Source organism: Plantibacter sp. T3 (genome assembly GCF_902506515.1).
In the GTDB taxonomy this organism is placed as follows: domain Bacteria; phylum Actinomycetota; class Actinomycetes; order Actinomycetales; family Microbacteriaceae; genus Plantibacter; species Plantibacter auratus.
Genome location: NZ_LR733286.1, coordinates 1,649,001 through 1,668,231, shown reverse-complemented (window position 1 = coordinate 1,668,231; position 19,231 = coordinate 1,649,001). Strand labels below are relative to the sequence as shown.

Sequence of the window (19,231 nt, the reverse complement as noted above, 5' to 3'; positions counted from 1 at the left end):
CGATCACCCCGCCTGGTCGGCGGACGCGCCGATCAGGACCATCAGCTCGGCCCGTGCAGCCGGATCGGCCAGGGCTCCACGGCTGGCGATGGTGACGGTGGTGCTCGTCAGCTGGCGTGACCCGCGCATCGAGACGCAGCCGTGTGCGGCCTGGAGCACGACGAGGACGCCGCGGGGCTCGAGCCGTTCGACGAGGGTGTCGGCGATCTGCTCGCTCAGCCGCTCCTGGACCTGCGGGCGCGAGGCGAGTGTGTCGACGAGCTTCGGCAGGGCACCGAGTCCGATGACGAGTTCGTCGGGCAGGTAGGCGATGTGCGCCGTGCCGAGGAACGGGAGCAGGTGGTGCTCGCAGACGGAACGGAAGGCGATGTCGCGGACGAGCACGACGTCGCTGGTCGCGCCCTCCTCGATCGGGATTGGGCGCGCCAGGTGCACACCGGCGTCCTGACCGACGCCACCGAAGAACTCGGCGTACGCATCGGCGACACGCGTCGGGGTGTCGGCGAGGCCGTCGCGGGAGGGGTCCTCGCCGATCGCCTCGAGGATCTCGAGGACCGCTGCGGCGATCCGCTCGCGGTCCACGGACGACCGCGAGGCCGAGCCCTGATCGGGCTCGGCCTGCGCGGCTGCGACCGCGTCGTCCGCGGTGTGCTCGCCGTGGGTCATGCGGGCTAGGCGGTCGCCGGTCGCGGCTTCGTCGCGCGGGTGCGCTTGGGCTTCACGGGAGCCTCGGGCTCGGGCTCCGAGCTCACGCCACCGTCGGCCGCACCGGAGTCGATGGGTGCTGTGAAGGACGCGGAACCGACGGCCGAACCCGACCCGACGGGACGCTTCTTGCTGGACAGCCAGACGGGGCGCGGCGGGAGCTTCTTGACGTCCTTGAAGATCTCGGCCAGCTGGTTGTGGTCGAGGGTCTCCTTCTCCATCAGCTCGGCGGCGAGGCGGTCGAGCACGGCCCGGTTGGTCGTGATGACCTGCCAGGCTTCGTCGTGTGCGGCCTCGATGAGCTCGCGGACCTGGGCGTCGACCCGCTGCGCGATCTCCTCCGAGTAGTCGCGCTGGTGGCCCATGTCGCGGCCGAGGAACATCTCGCCCGAGGACTGCCCGAGCTTGACGGCACCGACATCGGTGGTCATGCCGTACTCGGTGACCATCTTGCGAGCGATGCCCGTGGCCTTCTCGATGTCGTTCGACGCACCCGTGGTCGGGTCGTGGAACACGAGCTCCTCGGCGACGCGGCCGCCCATCGCGTAGGCGAGCTGGTCGAGCAGCTCGTTGCGCGTGACGGAGTACTTGTCTTCGAGGGGCAGGACCATCGTGTAGCCGAGGGCACGGCCGCGCGGGAGGATCGTGACCTTCGTGACCGGGTCGGTGTTGTTCATCGCCGCTGCAGCGAGCGCGTGCCCGCCCTCGTGGTAGGCGGTGATGAGCTTCTCCTGCTCGCGCATGACGCGCGTGCGGCGCTGCGGGCCGGCGATGACGCGGTCGATGGCCTCGTCGAGTGCGCGGTTGTCGATCAGCTGGGCGTTGGAGCGCGCCGTGAGCAGCGCGGCCTCGTTGAGGACGTTGGCGAGGTCGGCACCGGTGAACCCGGGCGACTTGCGGGCGACGACCTCGAGGTCGACGCTCGCGGCGAGCGGCTTGCCCTTGCCGTGCACCTCGAGGATCTTCTTTCGGCCTGCGAGGTCGGGGGCGTCGACGCCGATCTGGCGGTCGAAGCGACCGGGGCGCAGGAGCGCGGGGTCGAGGATGTCGGGGCGGTTGGTCGCGGCGATCAGGATGACGTTCGTCTTGACGTCGAAGCCGTCCATCTCGACGAGCAGCTGGTTGAGGGTCTGCTCGCGCTCGTCGTGTCCGCCGCCCATGCCTGCACCGCGGTGGCGACCGACGGCGTCGATCTCGTCGACGAAGATGATCGCGGGCGAGTTCTCCTTGGCCTGCTGGAAGAGGTCGCGGACGCGGCTCGCACCGACACCGACGAACATCTCGACGAAGTCGGAACCGGAGATCGAGTAGAACGGCACGCCGGCTTCACCGGCGACGGCGCGGGCGAGGAGCGTCTTGCCCGTTCCGGGAGGGCCGTACAGCAGGACGCCCTTCGGGATGCGCGCACCGACGGCCTGGAACTTCGCGGGCTCCTTGAGGAAGTCCTTGATCTCCTCGAGCTCCTCGATCGCCTCGTCGGCACCGGCGACGTCGTCGAAGGTCACCTTCGGCGACTCCTTCGAGACGAGCTTCGCCTTCGACTTGCCGAACTGCATGACCTTGTTGCCGCCGCCCTGCATGCCGGAGAGCATGAGCCAGAAGAAGACACCGATGAGGAGCAGCGGGAGGAGGAGTCCGAGCATCGACAGGAGCCAGCTCGGCTGGGGCACCTTGTCGTTGTAGCCACCGGACGGGTCTGCGGCGTCGACGGCCTCGACCACGTCGGCCGCACGGGCGCCGACGTAGTAGAACTGCACCTGCTTGCCGAACTCGTCGTCCGCCTTCGTCAGCGTGAGGTCGACTCGCTGGTCGCCGTCGGTGATGACGGCCTCCTTGACCTGACCCTTCTCGAGGAAGGCGAGACCCTCTTGCGTGGAGACCTCACGGAAGCCGTTCATGCTCATCAGGCTGATGCCGATCCAGAAGACCAGGGCGGCGATGATGAGGTACGGGATGGGACCCTTGAAGAGACGCTTGACGTTCATAAGTTGAGAGGCCGGGGCTGGCCCGTTCCCTTTCTGCAGGAGGGGTCGACGGGCGGAGCCGCGTCGGAAATCAGGCTACCCCCTCGCCGCTGGATGCCTCCCCTGTGTTTGCCGTGGGCTTAACGGGGGTGCGGTGTGAGGTCGGTGGAGTGGTTCAGGCGTAGACGTGCGGGGCGAGGACGCCGACGTCGCGGAGGTTACGGTACTTCTCGTCGAAGTCGAGACCGTACCCGACGACGAAGTCGTTCGGGATGTCGAAACCGACGTACTTGCACTCGACGTGCACCTTGGCGGCCTCGGGCTTGCGGAGGAGCGCGCAGACCTCGATGGACGCGGCTCCGCGCGAGGCGAAGTTCTCGAGCAGCCAGGAGAGGGTGAGGCCGGAGTCGATGATGTCCTCGACGATCAGGACGTGGCGGCCCGTGAGGTCGGCGTCGAGGTCCTTGCGGATCTGGACGACACCGCTCGACTTCGTGCCGGCGCCGTACGAGCTGACGGCCATCCAGTCCATCGAGAGCGGGATGCGGAGTTCGCGCGCGAGGTCGGCCATGACCATGACCGCACCCTTCAGCACGCCGACGAGCAGGACGTCCTTCCCGGCGTAGTCGGTCTCGATCTGCCGGGCGAGTTCGGCGAGCTTGTCGCGGATCTCCTGCTCGGTGACGAGGATGGTCGTGAGGTCGTCGGAAATGTCGCTCTGCTCCATGCGTCGAGTGTATGCGAGATGACCCGGACGCCCGTGCGCCTCCTGCTCGGGGAGCCCCGGTGGTCAGCGGGCCGCGAAGACGATGCGTCCCGCGTGCCGGGACGCCGTCAGGCCGGGCAGGTCGATCGGACCCTGGCCCGCCCAATCGGTGACGAGCCGTGCGACCTCGATCGTCTGCGACCTCGTGAGCGAGACGCCGAACTCGCTCTGCACGATGTACCGGATGATCCGCTGGCGGAGTGCCGCCGGATTGGCGGCGAGTGCCCCGGCGCTGACGGAGATCCCGGCCTCGGCGTGCTCGACGAGCTCCTCGATGGTCTCCTCGATCATCTCCTCGAACGCGTCCGCGTCCTCCCGGGCGGCGTCGGCGGTGCGGGTGAGGGCCTCGGCGATCCCCGGCCCGAGCTCCGCCTCGAGCACCGGCAGGACCCGTTCCCGGACCCGGACCCGCGCATAGGCGTCGTCGGTGTTGTGCGGGTCGTGCCACGGTTCGAGTCCTTCGGCAGCGCACGCCTCTCGGGTCTGGGAACGCCGGATCCCGAGCAGCGGTCGGAGGAGCGCACCGGAGACGGGCGCCATCCCCTGGAGGCTGCCGGTTCCGGACCCGCGAGCGAGGCCGAGGAGCACGGTCTCCGCCTGGTCGTCGAGGGTGTGCGCGAGCAGCACCAGGGACGCACCGACCTCGACTCGCGCGGCGTCGAGTGCGGCGTACCGTGCCGCCCGTGCAGCGGCCTCCGGCCCACCCTCGGAGCCCACCTCGACGACCCGGACGAGGACGGGGTCGAGCCCGAGGGCACGCGCCTGGTCCGCGGCACGCGCCGCGACGTCCGCCGAGCCCGGTTGCAGTCCGTGGTCGACGATCACGGCACCGGCCCGCAGGCCGAGCTTTCCGGCTTCGAACGCGGTCGCGGCGGCGAGCGCGAGCGAGTCGGCGCCACCGCTCAGTGCGACGAGCAGGTCGGCACCGGCGACGTCACGCGACGCCGTGGGCGCCGTGCCCGCGATCGCGTCGCGCACCGCCTTCCGGAGGGCGGCGACGGACGGGTGGAGCGGGGGTCGGACGTCGTTCACGCGGACCACGCTATTGCACCGCGACGAGCGCCTCCCCACACCGTTCGCTCCGGGACGCATCGGTTATGGTTGGTCCTCGTCGGCGACCGCGCCGACTCAACGTCATCCAACCGCGCAAGGAGCAGGCTTATGGCCGAGTACGACGCCGTCATCGAGATCCCGCGGGGCAGCCGCAACAAGTACGAGATCGACCACGAGACCGGTCGGGTCTTCCTGGACCGCGTCCTGTTCACGAGCTTCGTCTACCCCGCCGACTACGGCTTCTTCGAGAACACCCTCGGCGAGGACGGCGACCCGGTCGACGTGCTGGTCCTGCTCGACTTCCCGACCTTCCCGGGCGTCGGCATCAAGGTCCGCCCCGTCGGTGTGCTGCACATGACGGACGACGGCGGCGGCGACGACAAGGTCATCGCCGTGCAGTACAAGGACCCGCGCTGGTCGCACATCCAGGACCTGACCGACATCCCGCAGGCGACGCGCGACGAGATCGAGCACTTCTTCGTCCACTACAAGGACACCGAGCCCGGCAAGTGGGCGCGGATCGACGGCTGGGGCGACGCCGCAGCGGCCGAGAAGATCATCCTCGCGGGCTTCGACAAGCTCAAGGCGGAGGGTCACTGACCCCCTGCGGACCTCCGCACACCGCATGACGAAGCGGCCGGCACCCTCGGGTGCCGGCCGCTTCGTCGTGCGGGTCGCTGCGCTCGGTCAGCCGAGCGGCGCCCCGCGGTCGGCCATGAACGGCTGCGCGTCGATCGCACTGCCGTTGATGCGGACCTCGAAGTGCAGGTGGCAGCCGGTGGAGGCACCGGTCGTGCCGACGTAGGCGATGACCTGTCCGGCGGAGACCTGGTAGCCGACGCCGACCTGGATGCCACCGTTCACGATGTGCGCGTAGCCGGTCGAGACGCCGGAGCCGTGGTCGATGAGGATGAAGTTACCGTACGTGCCGTACCAACCGGCGTAGGTCACGGTGCCGGAGGTCGCCGCGTAGATCGGGATGCCGCAGCCGCCCGCGATGTCGGTGCCGCGGTGGAAGCTGCCTGAGCTGCCGCCGCCCGTGGAGATCGGATCGCGGTAGCCGTAGGTGCCCGAGATGCTGCCGGAGGCCGGGATCGCCCAGCCCTGGCTGCTGAGCTGACCGCCGTCGGCGCTCTCGCCACGCGCGGCCGCTGCCGCAGCTTCGGCGGCCTTCCGCGCGGCCTCGCCGGCTTCGAAGTCCTTGACCGTCTTCGCGGTCGTGTCCTGCAGCGCCGTCAGCTGGGCGTTGAGCGTGACGATCAGCTCCTGGTTCTTCTCGAGCTTCGCCGCCGCCGCGGACGCCGCCGCCTGGGCGGCCTCCATGGCCGCCTGCGCCGCCTGCCGGAGCGACTCGCGCTCGTCGCGGGCGACACCGGCCTGTTCACCGAGCGCAGCCGCGGTGTTGCGCGCGGCGACCGCCTGCTCGTAGACGCCGTTGCTGTGCTCGGCGACCTGGTTCATGTTGCCGAGCTTCGACAGGAGGTCGGTCGCGCCCTTGCTCTCGCCGTCGAGGAAGAGGCTCAGGCTGAGGTCGGCGCCGCCGGAGCGGTAGAGCTGCGAGGCGACCCGACCGGCCTGCTTCGTCGCGGTGTCGGCCTCGGCCGTCTTGGCGTCGGCCTGCGACTGGATCGCGGTGGCTCTGGCGTCGGCCTCGAAGAAGGCCTCCTCAGCGGCCTGGAACTCCGTACCGCGCTTCTCGGCCTCGTCCTGGGCGACCTGCAGCTCGTCCTGCAACTGGACGATGAAGTTCTTGATGTTCGTGACCTCGGCGGCCTTGGCGGCCTCGTTGCCCTTCGCGGCCTGGACGTCGTCCCACGAGGGGTAGTCGGCTGCTGACGCCGGGCCGGCGACACCGAAGGAGCCGACGATCGCGAGCGACATGACGATGGCGGCGGTGAGGCGTCCTCGCCACCGCACGGAGGACACCGATCCGGCGTTGGTCGTCCGGCTTCGGCGCCAAGCGCCGGCAAGCTTCTTGCTCATGAAGTAGGGGCCCATCTCGGTTCGCTGCAGTCACATCGGTCACATCGGTACCACTGTCCACGCTAGCCCGACGGGGGTCGGGACCGGCTGTGGACACTCCCGTCGGCCGCGGCATCCGGGAGTGGTCCACGCCAGAGGCTAACCCCGGCCGGGGGCCGTGGAGTGGTCATTCGGCGCCTGTCGTCACATCCGGCATGGAGCGCCGATCGCTGCTCCGCGAACCCGATTTTGGATTCGGGGGTTTCATCCGTATGCTTGTCGCTCGGTAGTCATGAAGCTTCAGGGCTTCGCGGCCCTATCGTTTAGCGGCCTAGGACACCGCCCTTTCACGGCGGCAGCACGGGTTCGAATCCCGTTGGGGTCACCACCGACTACTGGAAAAACAGCCGCTCGGATTCAGGTATAGTGAGTCTGCGCGACTGCGAGAAGCACCGAGTAACACCAGCATCACCGCAGTTCGCATCACCAGCAATTCAACATGTATGGCCCTGTAGCGCAGTTGGTTAGCGTGCCGCCCTGTCACGGCGGAGGTCGCGGGTTCAAGTCCCGTCAGGGTCGCAAAAGGTCGGAAGCCCTCTCGCAAGGGAGGGCTTCTGCTTTTGAGACATCGTCGCCGTTCGTGCAGCTGATGTACTCGGCTCTGTAGCTCAGTTGGTAGAGCGCACGACTGAAAATCGTGAGGTCACGGGATCGACGCCCGTCGGAGCCACGGAACCCCCACCTAGCTTCTACATGGTGGGGGTTCTTTTTTTGCCCGGATGCCCGCGAACACCCACGCCACCACCCGAGTTGCCACTCCTGGCCCACGGCGGACAGACTCGCACTGTGGAATCGAAACCGTCACGCTGGGTGACCGCCTCCGTACTCGCAGTCCTGCTCGGCACGTCGCTCGTCGCCTGCTCGGACACGCGGTACGGACTGCCACGTGGTGAGGCCGTCGGCACCTGGCGCACTGGGGACACCCGGCTCGAGCTCGCCGACGACGGGACCTTCGAGGCCACCGCCTGGCCCTCGGATGTCCAGTGCAGTCTTGGCGACGACCCCCGCGCGGACGACCCGATCGACTTCTCCGGGACCTGGATGGTGGACAACGAGGGGACCAATCGAGACCTCGTCCTCCATCCCGGCGACGGCGCATGCGAGACGTCCCGGATCACCTCCGACGTGCGGAGCGACGACGGTCTCGCGCGCCTGTGCGTCCACGCCCGCGGATCCTTGTCCGGCCCGGCCGAGAACTTCTTCACCCTGTATCAGGGTGATCCTCCGGAGACCGAGGACCCGGATCGCTGCTTGAACTACTAGCCCGCCCGGGCAGACGAGTCTCGCCCGCCCGATCCCTGAACCCCCTCCGCTCACTGAACCTGTCGAAGGGCGCACGGAGAAGCATCCAAGACCAGCGACACCCATCCGGTCCCTGAGCCTGTCGAAGGGTACTCGTAGGCACTTCGACAAGCTCAGTGACCGGAAGAGGTGCACCCGCACTCACTCCGGTCTCCGCGCAACCTTCCCCGGTCCCTGAGCTTGTCGAAGGGCGCCCGGGAGAACCCCGCGAATCCGGCATGCCTTCTCCGGTCCCTGAGCCTGTCGAAGGGCACACGATCAACTTCCACATCCGAGACGACTCGGCATCTGGAATGTCAGTGGTCCATGGTGGACTGGTTCCATGACCGAGAGCACCTCCGCCGCAGTCCGCGCGGGCGACGAGTACGCCGCGCAGCTCGCGGAGTTCTCGGACGAGTGGGCGGAGCTCCACCGGCAGCAGGCCACGTTGGACGCACGGAAGGCGCGCCTCCTCGCCCGCTCCGCCGCCTACGCCGACGCGCTCGCGGACGCGACGGTCCCAGCGATCTTCCCGCCGGCCGAGCGACTGGCCCTGGCGCGCCGATCCACGTGCGCAGCCCTTGCGATGGCGACCCGCACGCCCGAGCGGACCGTGCAGCGGGCGACGAACGACGCCGAGCGCCTCGTGAACGACGCACCCGCCGTGCTCGCGTCCCTCGAGGCCGGGCGCATCTCGGCCCGGCACGCGCAGACGATCATCGACCAACTCAGCGACGTGCCGACCGCAGGACGGACGGTGTTCCTCGCCGAGGTCCTGCCGGTCGCGGAAGAGTCCACCAACGCGAACCTCCGCAGGCGAGCCCGCGTCCTGCGCGAACGCCTCCACCCCGAGTCCATCACCGCCCGAGCGGTCCGCTCAGAGGCCGACCGCCGGGTCGAGTTCGAACCGGCCGCCGACGGCATGGCGTGGGTGCACCTCTTCACCACCGCGCCGATCGCGCAAGGCATCCTCGAGCGCGTCGAAGCAGCCGCGGCGGAGTCGCGCGCTGCAGGCGACACCCGCACGTGCGCGCAGCTGCAAGCCGACGCCCTGGCGGCACTCGCCCTCACCGGCGTGACCCCGGACGACGTGATGTCGAGCCCGGTGCTCCCGCACCCAATCGAGGTCCAGGAGCACATCAAGCCCACCGTGCAGATCACCGTCCCGGCATTGAGCATGGCCGGTGTCAGCGACGCCCCGGCGACCCTCGACGGATACGGCCCGATCGACCCGGAGACCGCAGCACGCATCGCGGTGAACGCGCCCAGCTTCAACCGGATCCTCGTCCAGCCGGAAACCGGCGCCGTCCTCTCAGCGGGGCGGAATCAGTACCGCGTTCCCGCCGACCTGCAACGCGCGGTCCGCCTCCGGGACGGCACCTGTCGCGCACCAGGCTGCGGCAGACGCGCCCGGGCCTGCGACCTCGACCACTCGGTCGCTTGGGAGGACGGCGGAACGACGGATGTCGGGAACCTCGCCTGTCTCTGTCGACATCATCACCGGATGAAGCACCTCCCCGGGTGGAACCTCGACCACGGACCCGGCGGGGTCCTCGACTGGACGACACCCGACGGCAAACACCACCGGACCGAACCGGACCCCGCACCGTTCTGACCGTTTCCGGTCCCTGGGCTGCGCCGCGCTGAGCTTGTCGAAGTGTCGAAGGGTTCCCGGTGGGCACTTCGACAAGCTCAGTGACCGGGAGAGGTGTGCCCGGAACGATGAGGCGTCCTCCGGGACACTTCGACAAGCTCAGTGACCGAGCGAGGTGTGCCCGGAACGATGAGGAGTCCTCGTGGGCACTTCGACAGGCTCAGTGACCGGGAGAGGTGTGCCCGGAACGATGAGGCGTCCTCGTGGGCACTTCGACAAGCTCGGTGACCGGGGTGGACTGTGCTCGCACGCTTTCGATCCCTGAGCCTGTCGAAGGGCACCTCGGTCGCGCCGGCTCCGTGGCCGGGAACGGTACGGCCGGATCGCTTCGGTCCCTGAGCCTGTCGAAGGGCAGTCGGGGTGCTCTCGCTCGGTGCGCGGGAGGACGTCCGCCGGCTCACATCGTGCACCTCCGTCCGCAAGCCCCAGACATCCGGGGCCGATCCGGACAGACTGGTCGTATGAGTTCTGCAGACGACCGCACGACCGACGGCCCCGACGACGCCCACCGAGTCCCCGCAGGGGTCGACGACGCGACTGTGGAAGCGGTCGGCAAAGTGACCGAGGCGCTCGAAGTGGTCGAGCAGGCGCGCGGCATGCTCTACGGCTTCCATCGCCTGACCGGCAAAGCGGACCTCGCGCTCGGCGAAGCCGCGGACGCCCTGCGCGAAGCCGGACACGACGCCCTCGCCGACCGGATCGACACCGAGCTGGTCGGACGCAATGTCATCGACGGACGCTGGACGTTCCAGATCGTCGAAGACTACGACGGCAACTACTGGGAACCGTTCCGCACGCTCGAGGCGGAGGTCCGCAACGAACTGGCGGGCGGCCGACGCCACCTCGCGGAAGCCGCCATGAAGGAGGACCGCCGCACGCACGGCGCGCCCCACCACGAAGCCACACCGCCGACGGTCTGAAGCCGCACGGCATGAGGGCCGCGTGGCGTTAGGCTCGATCCGATGACCGATGCACCCGTTTCCCGGACGAAGTTCTCCCGCCAACGGGTGATCGTCGGAGCCGCCGAGTTCGCCGACACGTATGGCGCCGACGCCCTCACGCTCGCCGCCCTGGCCCGCGAGCTCGACACCTCGGCACCGGCCCTCCTCAAGCACGTCCGCAGCACCGAGGACCTCCGCGCCGCCGTCGCCCAGCTGGCCCTCGCCCAACTGGCCAGCGGACTCGACATCGCGACGACCAGTCTGAGCGGGTCCCCTGCACTCACCGCGCTGGCCGAGGGGTACCGCCGCTTCGCCCTCGCCTATCCCGGCCGGTACGCCCTCGCGTTCTCGATCGAGGACGTCCGCGCCGACACCGGCGAGCCGGCCGACCGCGAGCTCGTGATGCTCGTCGAACGGGCACTCGCGGGGCGCGGTCTCGACAGTGTGGCGATGACGGACGCCGGACGCATCGTCCGGGCGGCCCTCCACGGCTTCGTGTCCCTCGAGCTCGTCGGCGGCTTCACCCGCGGCGCCGACCCCGCCACCAGCTACGCTGCCCTCGTGGACCTGCTCGACCATTCGTCCGCGCTCGGCTCACGCCACCTCCAGGAGACGCCATGACCAGCACGACCACCACCGCCCCGACCGTCCTCTTCGTCTGCGTGCACAATGCCGGTCGATCCCAGATCGCAGCCGGCTTCCTCGACGCCCTCGCCGGCGACCGGGTCGAGGTGCTGTCGGCCGGGAGCGAACCGAAGGACCGGATCAACACCGTGGCGGTGGAGGCGATGGCCGAACACGGCATCGACATCACCGCAGCCGTGCCCCGCATCCTCACGACCGACGCCGTCCGGGCGTCCGACGCGGTCATCACGATGGGCTGCGGCGACGCCTGCCCGATCTTCCCCGGCAAGCGCTACGAGGACTGGGAACTCGAGGACCCGGCCGGCCAAGGCATCGAGGCCGTCCGCCGCATCCGCGACGACATCGAGGAGCGGATCGCCGCGCTGTTCGTCGAACTCGTGCCCGCCGAGGCGTCCGAGTTCTCGGCCACCATCGGCTCGGTCGCCCACGAAGCGCTCGGCGCGCACGGGTTCACCCGCTTCGAGCAGCTCACGCGGGTCTCCCCCGCCGCCCTGCTCCGCATCCACGGCGTCGGACCGAAGGCCGTCGACATTCTGACCGAAGAACTCACAGCCCGCTCACTCGCCTTCGCCTCCTGAGGACGCCTGCGGCGCGCAACCCCATTGCCCAACGCGACACCAGTCGTATCGTGGTCGTATGAGCAAGCACGCAGCGAACGACGACAACCTCCCCGAGGACCACGAGACCACCGAGGACTCCATCGAGCAGGAGGTCGACGGCGAGGACACGTTCCTCCCCATCGCCGAGCCGACCACCGGTCCCGCTCCCGCCCCGTAACCCGACGCGCCTCCGGGGCCGCGGATCAGGGGCCGACGAGGGCCTGGAGGTCGCGCAGGGAGCCGTCGAAGACGTTCACGTCGATGAACTCCTCCTTGCCGACGTACCCGGGCATCCGTTCCCGGCTGGTGTACTGCCAGAGGTCCCACGCCCGCCCGTCCGACAGGACCGGCGGCGTGACGACCGAGCGGATCCACATCGGGTTCCGCTCGTACGAGCCCGCGAGGAACGCGTCGTAGTACCGCATGGTGGCGTAGATGATCGGCGGCCGACCGTAGTGCTCCTCGAGTGCCGCGAGGAGCGGATCGAGCACGGCGGCGACCCGCTCCGCACTCGGTGGCGTCCGGCAGTAGTCGGCATAGCACTCGAGATCGATGGTGATCGGGAGAGCGCCCGCCGTGACCGGCACGGTGTCGAAGATGTTCTGCGCCTGCGTCTCGGCAGGGCTGTCGAAACTCAGGAAGTGGTACGCCCCGATCAGCAAGCCGGTCTCGTCGGCCGCTCGTTGCGCGCCCGCCCAGTTCGCGGCGAACCGTTCGTCCTGATCACCGGATCCCTCGGTCGCCTTCATGATCGCGAAGTCGATGGGCTGCGCCGCGAGGACGTCCCAGTCGATCTCGCCCTGGTACGAGGAGACGTCGACACCGCGCACCGCGTACGAGGCGGCCAGGATCGCGTTCGGCCGCACCAGCCCCATGGCGACGAGCACCGCGCAGATCCCGCCGATCGCGAGCGTGCCGGCGGCCCCGACGACGATCGGCCACCAGCGTCTCCAGAATCGGCTCATCGACTCACTCTGTCACGTCCCGGCCGTGTCCCGGTGCAGGGCGCCTCAGCGCGGGTAGAGGACGGCTGCCCGCGGGTCGACCACGAAGTCGACGACGTCACCTGTCGACCAGCCCGCGGCCGCGAACTGCTGCACGGCGACGTCGGCGGTGATGACCGCCGAGCGGACCCGGACGACGTCGCCCCTGGGTTCGAGGTCGGTGATCGTCGCCCGGAGGGCGCCTGACGCAGTCGGGCCGCCAGACCCGCCAGCCTCGCGGACCTCGACGCGGGACGGTCGGAACGCGCAGGCGACGGCGACCCCGGCCGGGATCGGGTCGGCCTCCGCGGAGGGGTCGACCTCGACCGCGACCTCCGCTCCATCCGGCAGACGGAGCCCGCGTGCCGTGCGGACGCCCGTCAGCAGTTCGAGTCCCGCGAGGTCCGCGGTGAACGCCGTCCGCGGCCGTTCGAGCACCTCAGCCGTCGGCCCCTGCTCGACGATGCGCCCGGCGTCCAGGACGATCACCCGGTCCGCGAGCGTGTACGCGTCGAGCACCTCGTGCGTCACGAGCACGGTCGTCCGCCCACGCAACTGCTCACGGAGCATGCGGCGCAGGTGGGGCGCGACCGTCGCGTCGAGCGCGGCCATCGGTTCGTCGAGGAGGAGGAGGGCCGGGTCCGGGGCCAGCGCGCGGGCGAGTGCCACCCGCTGCGCCTGGCCGCCGGACAACTCGGCGGGGCGGCGCCTCTCGAGCTCAGACGCCTCGACCTCCGCGAGCCGTCGTCGGGCGATGTCCCGAGCCTCGCCGCGTGACGCACCGGCGACCAGCGGGCCGTAGGCGACGTTGTCGAGCACGGAGCGGTGGGGGAAGAGCAGTGCTTCCTGGGCCAGGAGCGAGATCCCCCGCCGATGCGGCGGCGACCACTGGTCCCGACCCGGTCCACCGACCGCGAAGAGCTCGCGACCGGCGAGGGTCGCGTGACCCGTGTCCGGACGCAGGAGCCCGGCGAGGACCGCGAGCAGCGTCGACTTGCCGGCGCCGTTGGGGCCGAGCACGGCGACGGTCTCCCCCGCGGCGAGGTCCACGGCGAGCTCCCAGTCGCGTTCACGCAGCGTCGCTCGGAACGCCAGGGCCGCCCCGGTCATCGAACCACTCCGGCGACGGTCCGTCCACGGCGGATCGACCCCTGCGCCCCAGCGACGCCGACGACGAGCACGGCCACGACGACGAGGACGAGCGACAGTGCGACAGCGGCGTCGGGATCCGTCTCGCGCTGCAGGTAGATCTCGAGCGGCAGCGTCCGGGTGACCCCCTGGAGGCTGCCCGCGAAGGTGAGGGTCGCCCCGAACTCGCCGAGGGCCCGCGCGAACGAGAGGATCGCGCCCGACACGACGGCGGGCGCGAGGAGCGGCAGCGTGACGGTGCGGAAGACGGTGGTGGGACGAGCACCGAGTGTCGCGGCGACGGCTTCGTACCGCGAGCCGGTCGTGCGGATCGCCCCCTCCAGGCTCAGCACGAGGAACGGCAGGGCGACGAAGGTCTGGGCGAGGACGACGGCGGTCGTGGAGAACGCGATGTCGATCCCGGCGTCCGCGAGTGCCGGTCCGAGCAGGCCGAGCCGGCCGAAGGTGTAGAGCAGGGCGATCCCGCCGACGACGGGCGGGAGCACGAGCGGGAGGAGGACGAGCGACCGCAGCAGACGCTGCCCCGGGAACCGGGTGCGCGCGAGGACGAGGGCGAGCGGCACGCCGAACACGATGCAGAGGGCCGTCGCGAGTGACGACGTCCGCAGACTCAGCCCGAGCGCCGCGACCGACGACTCCGAGCTGACGAGCGCACCGAAGTCCGCCCAGTCCACCCGCAGGACGATCGCGACGAGCGGCAGCAGGACGAACGCCGCGCCGACCATGGCGACGACGACGATCCAGCGGGGCACCCCCGAGCCGAGTCCTCTCACGGGGTCACGGTGCGCCGAAGCCGGCGTCGGCGAGCACCCGCTGTCCCTCGGCGCTCACGACGTACGCCGCGAAGGCCGCCGCGACGGTGGGGTTCGCGCTCCCTGCGAGCGGCGCGATCGGGTAGGTGTTGACGGCCTTCGACGACTCGGGGAAGGTGATGCCCCGCACGGCGTCGCCGGCCGCGATGACGTCGGTCACGTAGACGAGCCCGGCATCGGCCTCGCCCGAGGTCACCTTGCCGAGGACGTCGGTCACCGACGACTCCTCGCTGACCGGGCTCAGCGCGACACCCGAGGCGTCCTCGACGGCGACGGTGGCCGCTCCACAGGGGACCTGCGGCGCGCACACGACCGTCTTGACGCCCGGACGGGCGAGGTCGGCGAAGGTCTTCACACCGGCGGGGTTCGACGAGGGCACGGCGATCTGCAGGACGTTGGTCGCGAAGTCGACCGGATCGCCCTCGACGAGGTCGGCATCGGTCAGCTTCGCCATGTTCTTCTCGTCCGCGGAGGCGAACACGTCTCCGGGAGCACCGTTCGTGAGCTGCGTGACGAGGTCGGAGGAGCCGGCGAAGGTCAGCTCGACGGTCGTACCGGGGTGCGCCTCCTCGAAGTCCTCCGCGAGCGCGGTGAAGGTCGTCTTGAGCGAAGCCGCCGCGTAGACCGTGATGGAGCCGCTGAGCTCGTCCGTCGTGGCCGAGGCGGTGGGTGTCGGCGTCGCGGCGGGGGCGGCGCAAGCGGATGCTGCGAGCAGGACGCCGGTGCCGAGTGCCAGCGCGCTGAACAGTCGGAAGGATCGACGGGGTGCGATGCGGTTCATGAGCTCGCCTTCGGGGTCTCGATGAGGACCGTCGTGGCCTTCACGATGGCGATGGCCGTGGAGCCGAGTTCGAGGCCGAGTTCACGCACGGCCTCACTGCTCATGAGCGACACCACGCGATGCGGGCCGCACTGCAGTTCCACCTGCGCCATGACCGTGTCCATCGTGATGTCGGTGACGATGCCGACGAAGCGGTTGCGTGCCGAGCGTCCGATCTCCGAGGGGTCGACGGGGAGGACGGCGTTCTGCCTGGCCAGTTGAGCGAGCGACAGGCCGTCGACGACGCCACGGCCTGCGTCGTCCTTCGCGCTGACGAGTGCGCCCTGGTCGATCCAGCGACGGACGGTGTCGTCGCTGACCCCGAGGAACAGGGCGGCGTCTCGGATACGGATCTGCGGCATGGAGTCAGGCTAGTGCACGCATTCGCGTTGACACGACCTAGCTGTAACCGCATTCGCGCTTCGGGTCGTCGGCGGCCGACCGGCGCTTCGACCCTCTGCGACGCCCACCGCTCCGAAGCATCCCTATGAAATCACGACTGCTCGCCGCCGTCACCCTGCTCGCCCTCGCCACTGGCCTCACCGCCTGCGCGTCCCCCGGCTCGGGGACCGGCGGCGCCCCGGGCGACGGACCGCTCGTCGCGTTCTACGGCGATTCGTACACCCTCGGCACCGGAGCGAGCGACCCGGCCAACCGCTGGTCCACCGTCGTCAGCGAGGAACGCGGCTGGCGGGAGTTCAACCCCAGCGTCAACGGCCTCGGGTTCGTGAACCACCGCGACCGCTTCGGCGACGGCAGCGGCGACCTGCCCTCCCTCATCATCGCCGAGCAGCCCGACATCGTCTTCGTCACGATGGGGCTCAACGACGCGTTCAGCTTCGACAATGCCGCCGACCGGATCCACGAGCAGATCACGACGGACCTGCAGCGCCTCCGCGACGCGCTCCCGGAGGCCCGCTTCATCGTCGTCGAACCGTTCTGGTACACCGACGAGCGTCCGCAGTCGATCGAGACGATCATCGGCTGGGTGGACGACGCCGCGCAGGAGATCGACGCCGACACCATCCCCGGGGCGTCGCACTGGATCGAGGGGCACCCGGAGTGGATGGCCGCGGACGGCCTCCACCCGAACGACGAGGGATACGCGGAGATGGCTCGCCGGATGGATGCCGAGCTCGAGCGCCTCGGACTCTGACGCCCCGGTGTCCGTCGCCGCTCAGCCCAGGCGGATGCCCCGGTCCGCCATGAACGGGACGGCATCGACGCGCGAGCCGCCGATCCTGACCTCGAAGTGCACGTGGCATCCGGTCGAGGCACCCGTCGTCCCGACGAGCGAGATGTTCTGACCGGCGGACACCCACTGCCCCTCGCCGACGAGGATGCTGCTGTTGTGCGCGTACCCGGTCATGACGCCGCCACCGTGGTCGACGAGGACCCAGTTGCCGTACGTGCCGAGCCAGCCGGCGTAGACCACCGTGCCGGCGTTCGCGGCGTAGACCGCTCGCCCGCAACCCGCTCCGATGTCGGTGCCCGAATGGAACGGGTTGACGCCGGGCACGGGGCGACCGGGTCGCGGTCCGTAGTTGTCGGTGATCCGGCCGGAGATCGGCAGGGCCCACCCCTGGCTCCCGACGGCACCCGAAGCACCGCCACCTCCGCCGCCGCCACCTCCGCCACCGCCCGCGTTCGCAGCGGCCTCGGCAGCCGCGCGTGCAGCCTCAGCCGCAGCCGCCGCGGCTGCAGCAGCGGCGGCCGCAGCCGCCTTCACTTCCTCGCCCTTGCGGTAGTCGGCCTCGGTGGCTGCGCGGTTCTCCTTGAGGACCACGAGCTGGGCCTCGAGCGTCGCGAGGTACTCCTGCTGCTCGGACACGGCGGTCTCGGCGTCGGCACGGGCTGCGACCGCATCTCCGAGCGCGGTCTCGGCTGCCGCGGCGAGCTCGCCGAGGGCGGCCTCGGCGATGGTCGCCTGCTCGGTGAGGAGCGACGCCGTGTTCGCATCGGTCCTCGCCCGGTCGTAGGTGCCGTCCGTGGACTCGCTGAGCTTCGTGATCGTGCTCAAGCGCCCGAGGAGCGACTCCGGCTCCTGGCCGTCGAGGAATGCGGCGGTGCTGAGGTCGACGTTCCCCGACCGCAACCACGCGGCGACGAGCGCGCCGGCCTGGCGCTTGGAGGCCTGTGCCGCGGTCGTCGCGGCGACGGCCTGCTCGCGGAGCGAGACGGCACGGTAGCTCGCCTCGTCGACGGCCAGCTGAGCAGCCTCGTACTCATCGGCACGGAGGACGGCCTCGGCTTCGGCGAGCGCCGCAGCGGCCTTCAGCTGCTGGACGAGCCCTTCGATCTGACCGATGGTCGACTGCTTCGAGGATTCGCTCGAGCGGGCCGCCTCGACGTCCTCCCAGCTGGGGTACTCCGCAGCGGCGGCCGGCTGTGCGAGACCCATCGAGAGGACGATGACTCCGGCGAGGGCCGCGGCGATGGAGGCGCGACGGCGCGCGGGACGGAGGCGTGGCATGGTGCCATCGTGGCAGTGGTCAGCCCTGTTCGGGGGGAGGCTCGCCCGCCTGGGAACGAACCGGCTCCGCCCGGTGGGCGAGCACGAGGTCGAGCAGCCGGTCGGCGATGCTGCGCTTCGATCCGGTCGCCTCACCGACCACCTCGCCGGCACCGTCGATCACGACGACCTCGTTGTCGGGCGTGCCGAAGCCGTTCGTCCACCCCACGCGATTGAGCACGAGGAGGTCGGCGCCCTTGCGTACCGCCTTGGCCCGGCCGAGGGCCAGCAACTCCTCGCGGTCGGTGGCGGTCTCCGCGGCGAACCCGACGACCATCCGTCCCGGCACCCGGGCCGCGGAGAGTCCGGCGAGCACGTCGGGGTTGCGGACGAGTCGCAGGGTGAGCTCGTCGCCGGTGTCGTCCTTCTTGATCTTCCGTTCGGCGATCTCGGCGGCGCGGTAGTCCGCCACGGCGGCCGCCATGACCACGAGCGTCGCGTGGGCCGCCGCGTCCTCCATGGCCGCTGCGAGTTCCGCTGCGGTGCCGACCGGGACGACCCGCAGACCGTCGACCGCATCCGCTTCGGCCGCGACATCGGAGTCCAGGTGCGCCGCGACGAGCACCACCTCGGCTCCGCGCTCGGCGGCGGCCTGCGCGATGGCCAGCCCCTGCCGGCCGCTCGACCGGTTTCCGAGGAACCGCACCGGGTCGAGCGGCTCGCGGGTGCCGCCGGCCGAGACGACGACGCGCTCGGCGCGGAAATCGTCCGGGTGCGCGTCCGTTCCACCGCTGCGTCCGGCGAGCAGCGCCAAGCCGGCGGCCACGATGTCGTCGGGTTCGCTCATGCGTCCCGGCCCCGTGTCGCCGCCGGTCAGCGCGCCGTTCGCCGGCCCGATGACGGCCACCCCGCGCGATCGCAGGAGGGCGACGTTCGCGGTCGTCGCCGGGTGCTGCCACATCTCGGTGTGCATCGCCGGCGCCAGCAGGACCGGCGCCCGGCTGGCCAGGATGGTGGTGCCGAGGAGGTCGTCGGAGAGTCCCGCCGCGAGTTTCGCGAGGGTGTTGGCCGTCGTCGGCGCCACGACGATGAGTTCCGCGCGCTGCCCGAGGGCGACGTGCCGGACTTCGGCGACGCCGTCGTACAGCGAGGTCGTGACGGGGTTCCGGCTGATCGCCTCGAGGGTCGGCAGGCCGACGAACCGGAGGGCGCTCTCGGTCGGCACGACGTGGACGTCGAAGCCCGCGAGCACGAACCCGCGAATGACGCCGACCGCTTTGTACGCGGCGATCCCGCCCGTGATCCCGACGACGACCGTGCGCCCAGCCGCCTCCCGCGATGCGTCCTGCACGCCCATGCCGCCTCCTCGCTTCCGGCGCTCCCGC

19 protein-coding genes, 3 tRNA genes and 1 pseudogene are annotated in these 19,231 nt (G+C 70.4%); 11 read left to right on the top strand and 12 right to left on the bottom strand.

Annotated features, from left to right (window positions below):
- Positions 1–3: 3 nt before the first annotated feature.
- The 4 genes from folE to tilS all read right to left on the bottom strand — a co-directional run bounded on the left by folE (position 4) and on the right by tilS (position 4,467).
- Positions 4–666, bottom strand: a complete 663-nt coding sequence (gene folE / locus GV015_RS08070) for a GTP cyclohydrolase I FolE (protein ID WP_159877840.1) — start codon at positions 664–666, stop codon at positions 4–6.
- Positions 667–671: 5 nt separating this feature from the next.
- The gene (gene ftsH, locus GV015_RS08065; RefSeq protein WP_079705154.1) at positions 672–2,690 is read right to left on the bottom strand and encodes an ATP-dependent zinc metalloprotease FtsH; all 2,019 of its coding nucleotides are present in this window, start codon (positions 2,688–2,690) and stop codon (positions 672–674) included.
- A gap of 154 nt (positions 2,691–2,844) precedes the next feature.
- Entirely contained in the window at positions 2,845–3,396 is a 552-nt protein-coding gene (gene hpt / locus GV015_RS08060; protein ID WP_064294334.1) for a hypoxanthine phosphoribosyltransferase, read from the bottom strand.
- A gap of 63 nt (positions 3,397–3,459) precedes the next feature.
- Positions 3,460–4,467, bottom strand: a complete 1,008-nt coding sequence (gene tilS, locus GV015_RS08055; protein ID WP_236555373.1) for a tRNA lysidine(34) synthetase TilS — start codon at positions 4,465–4,467, stop codon at positions 3,460–3,462.
- 129 nt (positions 4,468–4,596) lie between these two features.
- On the opposite strand from tilS, the gene GV015_RS08050 reads away from it, so the two are divergent.
- The gene (locus GV015_RS08050; protein WP_079705152.1) at positions 4,597–5,088 is read left to right on the top strand and encodes an inorganic diphosphatase; all 492 of its coding nucleotides are present in this window, start codon (positions 4,597–4,599) and stop codon (positions 5,086–5,088) included.
- A gap of 87 nt (positions 5,089–5,175) precedes the next feature.
- On the opposite strand, the gene GV015_RS08045 is transcribed toward GV015_RS08050, so the two are convergent.
- Positions 5,176–6,471 carry a M23 family metallopeptidase gene (locus tag GV015_RS08045; RefSeq protein ID WP_079706224.1) on the bottom strand — a complete coding sequence of 432 codons (1,296 nt, stop codon included), beginning with the start codon at positions 6,469–6,471 and terminating at the stop codon, positions 5,176–5,178.
- Positions 6,472–6,762: 291 nt separating this feature from the next.
- Between GV015_RS08045 and GV015_RS08040 the strand changes: the two genes are divergently transcribed.
- From GV015_RS08040 to GV015_RS08000, 9 genes and pseudogenes are all read left to right on the top strand, one after another.
- Positions 6,763–6,838, top strand: a tRNA-Glu gene (locus tag GV015_RS08040).
- Between the two features lie 117 nt (positions 6,839–6,955).
- Positions 6,956–7,029, top strand: a tRNA-Asp gene (locus tag GV015_RS08035).
- A 78-nt stretch (positions 7,030–7,107) separates the two neighbouring features.
- A tRNA-Phe gene (locus GV015_RS08030) sits at positions 7,108–7,180 on the top strand.
- Positions 7,181–7,296: 116 nt separating this feature from the next.
- A complete protein-coding gene (locus GV015_RS08025; protein WP_159877837.1) occupies positions 7,297–7,773 on the top strand; it encodes a hypothetical protein in 477 nt (158 codons plus the stop codon).
- Between the two features lie 361 nt (positions 7,774–8,134).
- A complete protein-coding gene (locus GV015_RS08020; RefSeq protein ID WP_159877835.1) occupies positions 8,135–9,406 on the top strand; it encodes an HNH endonuclease signature motif containing protein in 1,272 nt (423 codons plus the stop codon).
- A gap of 500 nt (positions 9,407–9,906) precedes the next feature.
- A complete protein-coding gene (locus GV015_RS08015) occupies positions 9,907–10,365 on the top strand; it encodes a hypothetical protein (RefSeq protein WP_064294389.1) in 459 nt (152 codons plus the stop codon).
- Positions 10,366–10,407: 42 nt separating this feature from the next.
- Entirely contained in the window at positions 10,408–11,007 is a 600-nt protein-coding gene (locus tag GV015_RS08010; protein WP_159877833.1) for a TetR-like C-terminal domain-containing protein, read from the top strand.
- Positions 11,004–11,414 (top strand): annotated as a pseudogene (locus GV015_RS08005) (arsenate reductase ArsC); the annotation flags it as partial. The gene GV015_RS08010 and the pseudogene GV015_RS08005, both read left to right, overlap by 4 nt.
- 253 nt (positions 11,415–11,667) lie before the next feature.
- Positions 11,668–11,808, top strand: a complete 141-nt coding sequence (locus GV015_RS08000; protein ID WP_159877829.1) for a hypothetical protein — start codon at positions 11,668–11,670, stop codon at positions 11,806–11,808.
- A gap of 25 nt (positions 11,809–11,833) precedes the next feature.
- On the opposite strand, the gene GV015_RS07995 is transcribed toward GV015_RS08000, so the two are convergent.
- The 5 genes from GV015_RS07995 to GV015_RS07975 are packed head-to-tail and all read right to left on the bottom strand — an operon-like array spanning position 11,834 to position 15,756.
- Complete coding sequence (locus GV015_RS07995) at positions 11,834–12,595, bottom strand: GH25 family lysozyme (protein WP_159877827.1); 762 nt, start codon at positions 12,593–12,595, stop codon at positions 11,834–11,836.
- 45 nt (positions 12,596–12,640) lie between these two features.
- Positions 12,641–13,723 (bottom strand): sulfate/molybdate ABC transporter ATP-binding protein, encoded by a 1,083-nt coding sequence (locus GV015_RS07990; protein WP_159877825.1) that lies wholly within the window; start codon positions 13,721–13,723, stop codon positions 12,641–12,643.
- Entirely contained in the window at positions 13,720–14,487 is a 768-nt protein-coding gene (locus GV015_RS07985) for an ABC transporter permease (RefSeq protein ID WP_124770124.1), read from the bottom strand. Before GV015_RS07985 ends, GV015_RS07990 begins: the two co-directional genes overlap by 4 nt.
- Before the next feature lie 52 nt (positions 14,488–14,539).
- Entirely contained in the window at positions 14,540–15,355 is an 816-nt protein-coding gene (gene modA, locus GV015_RS07980) for a molybdate ABC transporter substrate-binding protein (protein WP_159877823.1), read from the bottom strand.
- Positions 15,352–15,756, bottom strand: a complete 405-nt coding sequence (locus GV015_RS07975) for a molybdopterin-binding protein (RefSeq protein ID WP_159877821.1) — start codon at positions 15,754–15,756, stop codon at positions 15,352–15,354. The genes modA and GV015_RS07975 overlap by 4 nt, the downstream gene beginning before the upstream one ends.
- 125 nt (positions 15,757–15,881) lie before the next feature.
- Here GV015_RS07975 and GV015_RS07970 point away from each other — a divergent pair, with 125 nt between their 5' ends.
- Positions 15,882–16,550, top strand: coding sequence for an SGNH/GDSL hydrolase family protein (locus GV015_RS07970; protein ID WP_159877819.1), 669 nt, complete (start codon positions 15,882–15,884; stop codon positions 16,548–16,550).
- A 21-nt stretch (positions 16,551–16,571) separates the two neighbouring features.
- Here the strand turns inward: GV015_RS07970 and GV015_RS07965 are convergent, their stop codons facing one another.
- Positions 16,572–17,867: a M23 family metallopeptidase gene (locus GV015_RS07965; protein ID WP_159877817.1), complete on the bottom strand. Its 1,296-nt coding sequence runs from the start codon at positions 17,865–17,867 to the stop codon at positions 16,572–16,574.
- Positions 17,868–17,886: 19 nt separating this feature from the next.
- Positions 17,887–19,203, bottom strand: coding sequence for a bifunctional phosphopantothenoylcysteine decarboxylase/phosphopantothenate--cysteine ligase CoaBC (coaBC, locus tag GV015_RS07960; protein ID WP_159877815.1), 1,317 nt, complete (start codon positions 19,201–19,203; stop codon positions 17,887–17,889).
- Positions 19,204–19,231: the final 28 nt, after the last annotated feature.

Bases quoted from the DNA above. Each gene is read 5' to 3' on its own strand.
- folE (WP_159877840.1), bottom strand. From the start codon at position 666: ATGACCCACGGCGAGCACACCGCGGACGACGCGGTCGCAGCCGCGCAG.
- ftsH (WP_079705154.1), bottom strand. From the start codon at position 2,690: ATGAACGTCAAGCGTCTCTTCAAGGGTCCCATCCCGTACCTCATCATC.
- hpt (WP_064294334.1), bottom strand. From the start codon at position 3,396: ATGGAGCAGAGCGACATTTCCGACGACCTCACGACCATCCTCGTCACC.
- GV015_RS08050 (WP_079705152.1), top strand. From the start codon at position 4,597: ATGGCCGAGTACGACGCCGTCATCGAGATCCCGCGGGGCAGCCGCAAC.
- GV015_RS08045 (WP_079706224.1), bottom strand. From the start codon at position 6,471: ATGAGCAAGAAGCTTGCCGGCGCTTGGCGCCGAAGCCGGACGACCAAC.
- GV015_RS08020 (WP_159877835.1), top strand. From the start codon at position 8,135: ATGACCGAGAGCACCTCCGCCGCAGTCCGCGCGGGCGACGAGTACGCC.
- GV015_RS08015 (WP_064294389.1), top strand. From the start codon at position 9,907: ATGAGTTCTGCAGACGACCGCACGACCGACGGCCCCGACGACGCCCAC.
- GV015_RS08010 (WP_159877833.1), top strand. From the start codon at position 10,408: ATGACCGATGCACCCGTTTCCCGGACGAAGTTCTCCCGCCAACGGGTG.
- GV015_RS08000 (WP_159877829.1), top strand. From the start codon at position 11,668: ATGAGCAAGCACGCAGCGAACGACGACAACCTCCCCGAGGACCACGAG.
- GV015_RS07995 (WP_159877827.1), bottom strand. From the start codon at position 12,595: ATGAGCCGATTCTGGAGACGCTGGTGGCCGATCGTCGTCGGGGCCGCC.
- GV015_RS07990 (WP_159877825.1), bottom strand. From the start codon at position 13,723: ATGACCGGGGCGGCCCTGGCGTTCCGAGCGACGCTGCGTGAACGCGAC.
- GV015_RS07985 (WP_124770124.1), bottom strand. From the start codon at position 14,487: ATGGTCGGCGCGGCGTTCGTCCTGCTGCCGCTCGTCGCGATCGTCCTG.
- modA (WP_159877823.1), bottom strand. From the start codon at position 15,355: ATGAACCGCATCGCACCCCGTCGATCCTTCCGACTGTTCAGCGCGCTG.
- GV015_RS07975 (WP_159877821.1), bottom strand. From the start codon at position 15,756: ATGCCGCAGATCCGTATCCGAGACGCCGCCCTGTTCCTCGGGGTCAGC.
- GV015_RS07970 (WP_159877819.1), top strand. From the start codon at position 15,882: ATGAAATCACGACTGCTCGCCGCCGTCACCCTGCTCGCCCTCGCCACT.
- GV015_RS07965 (WP_159877817.1), bottom strand. From the start codon at position 17,867: ATGCCACGCCTCCGTCCCGCGCGCCGTCGCGCCTCCATCGCCGCGGCC.
- coaBC (WP_159877815.1), bottom strand. From the start codon at position 19,203: ATGGGCGTGCAGGACGCATCGCGGGAGGCGGCTGGGCGCACGGTCGTC.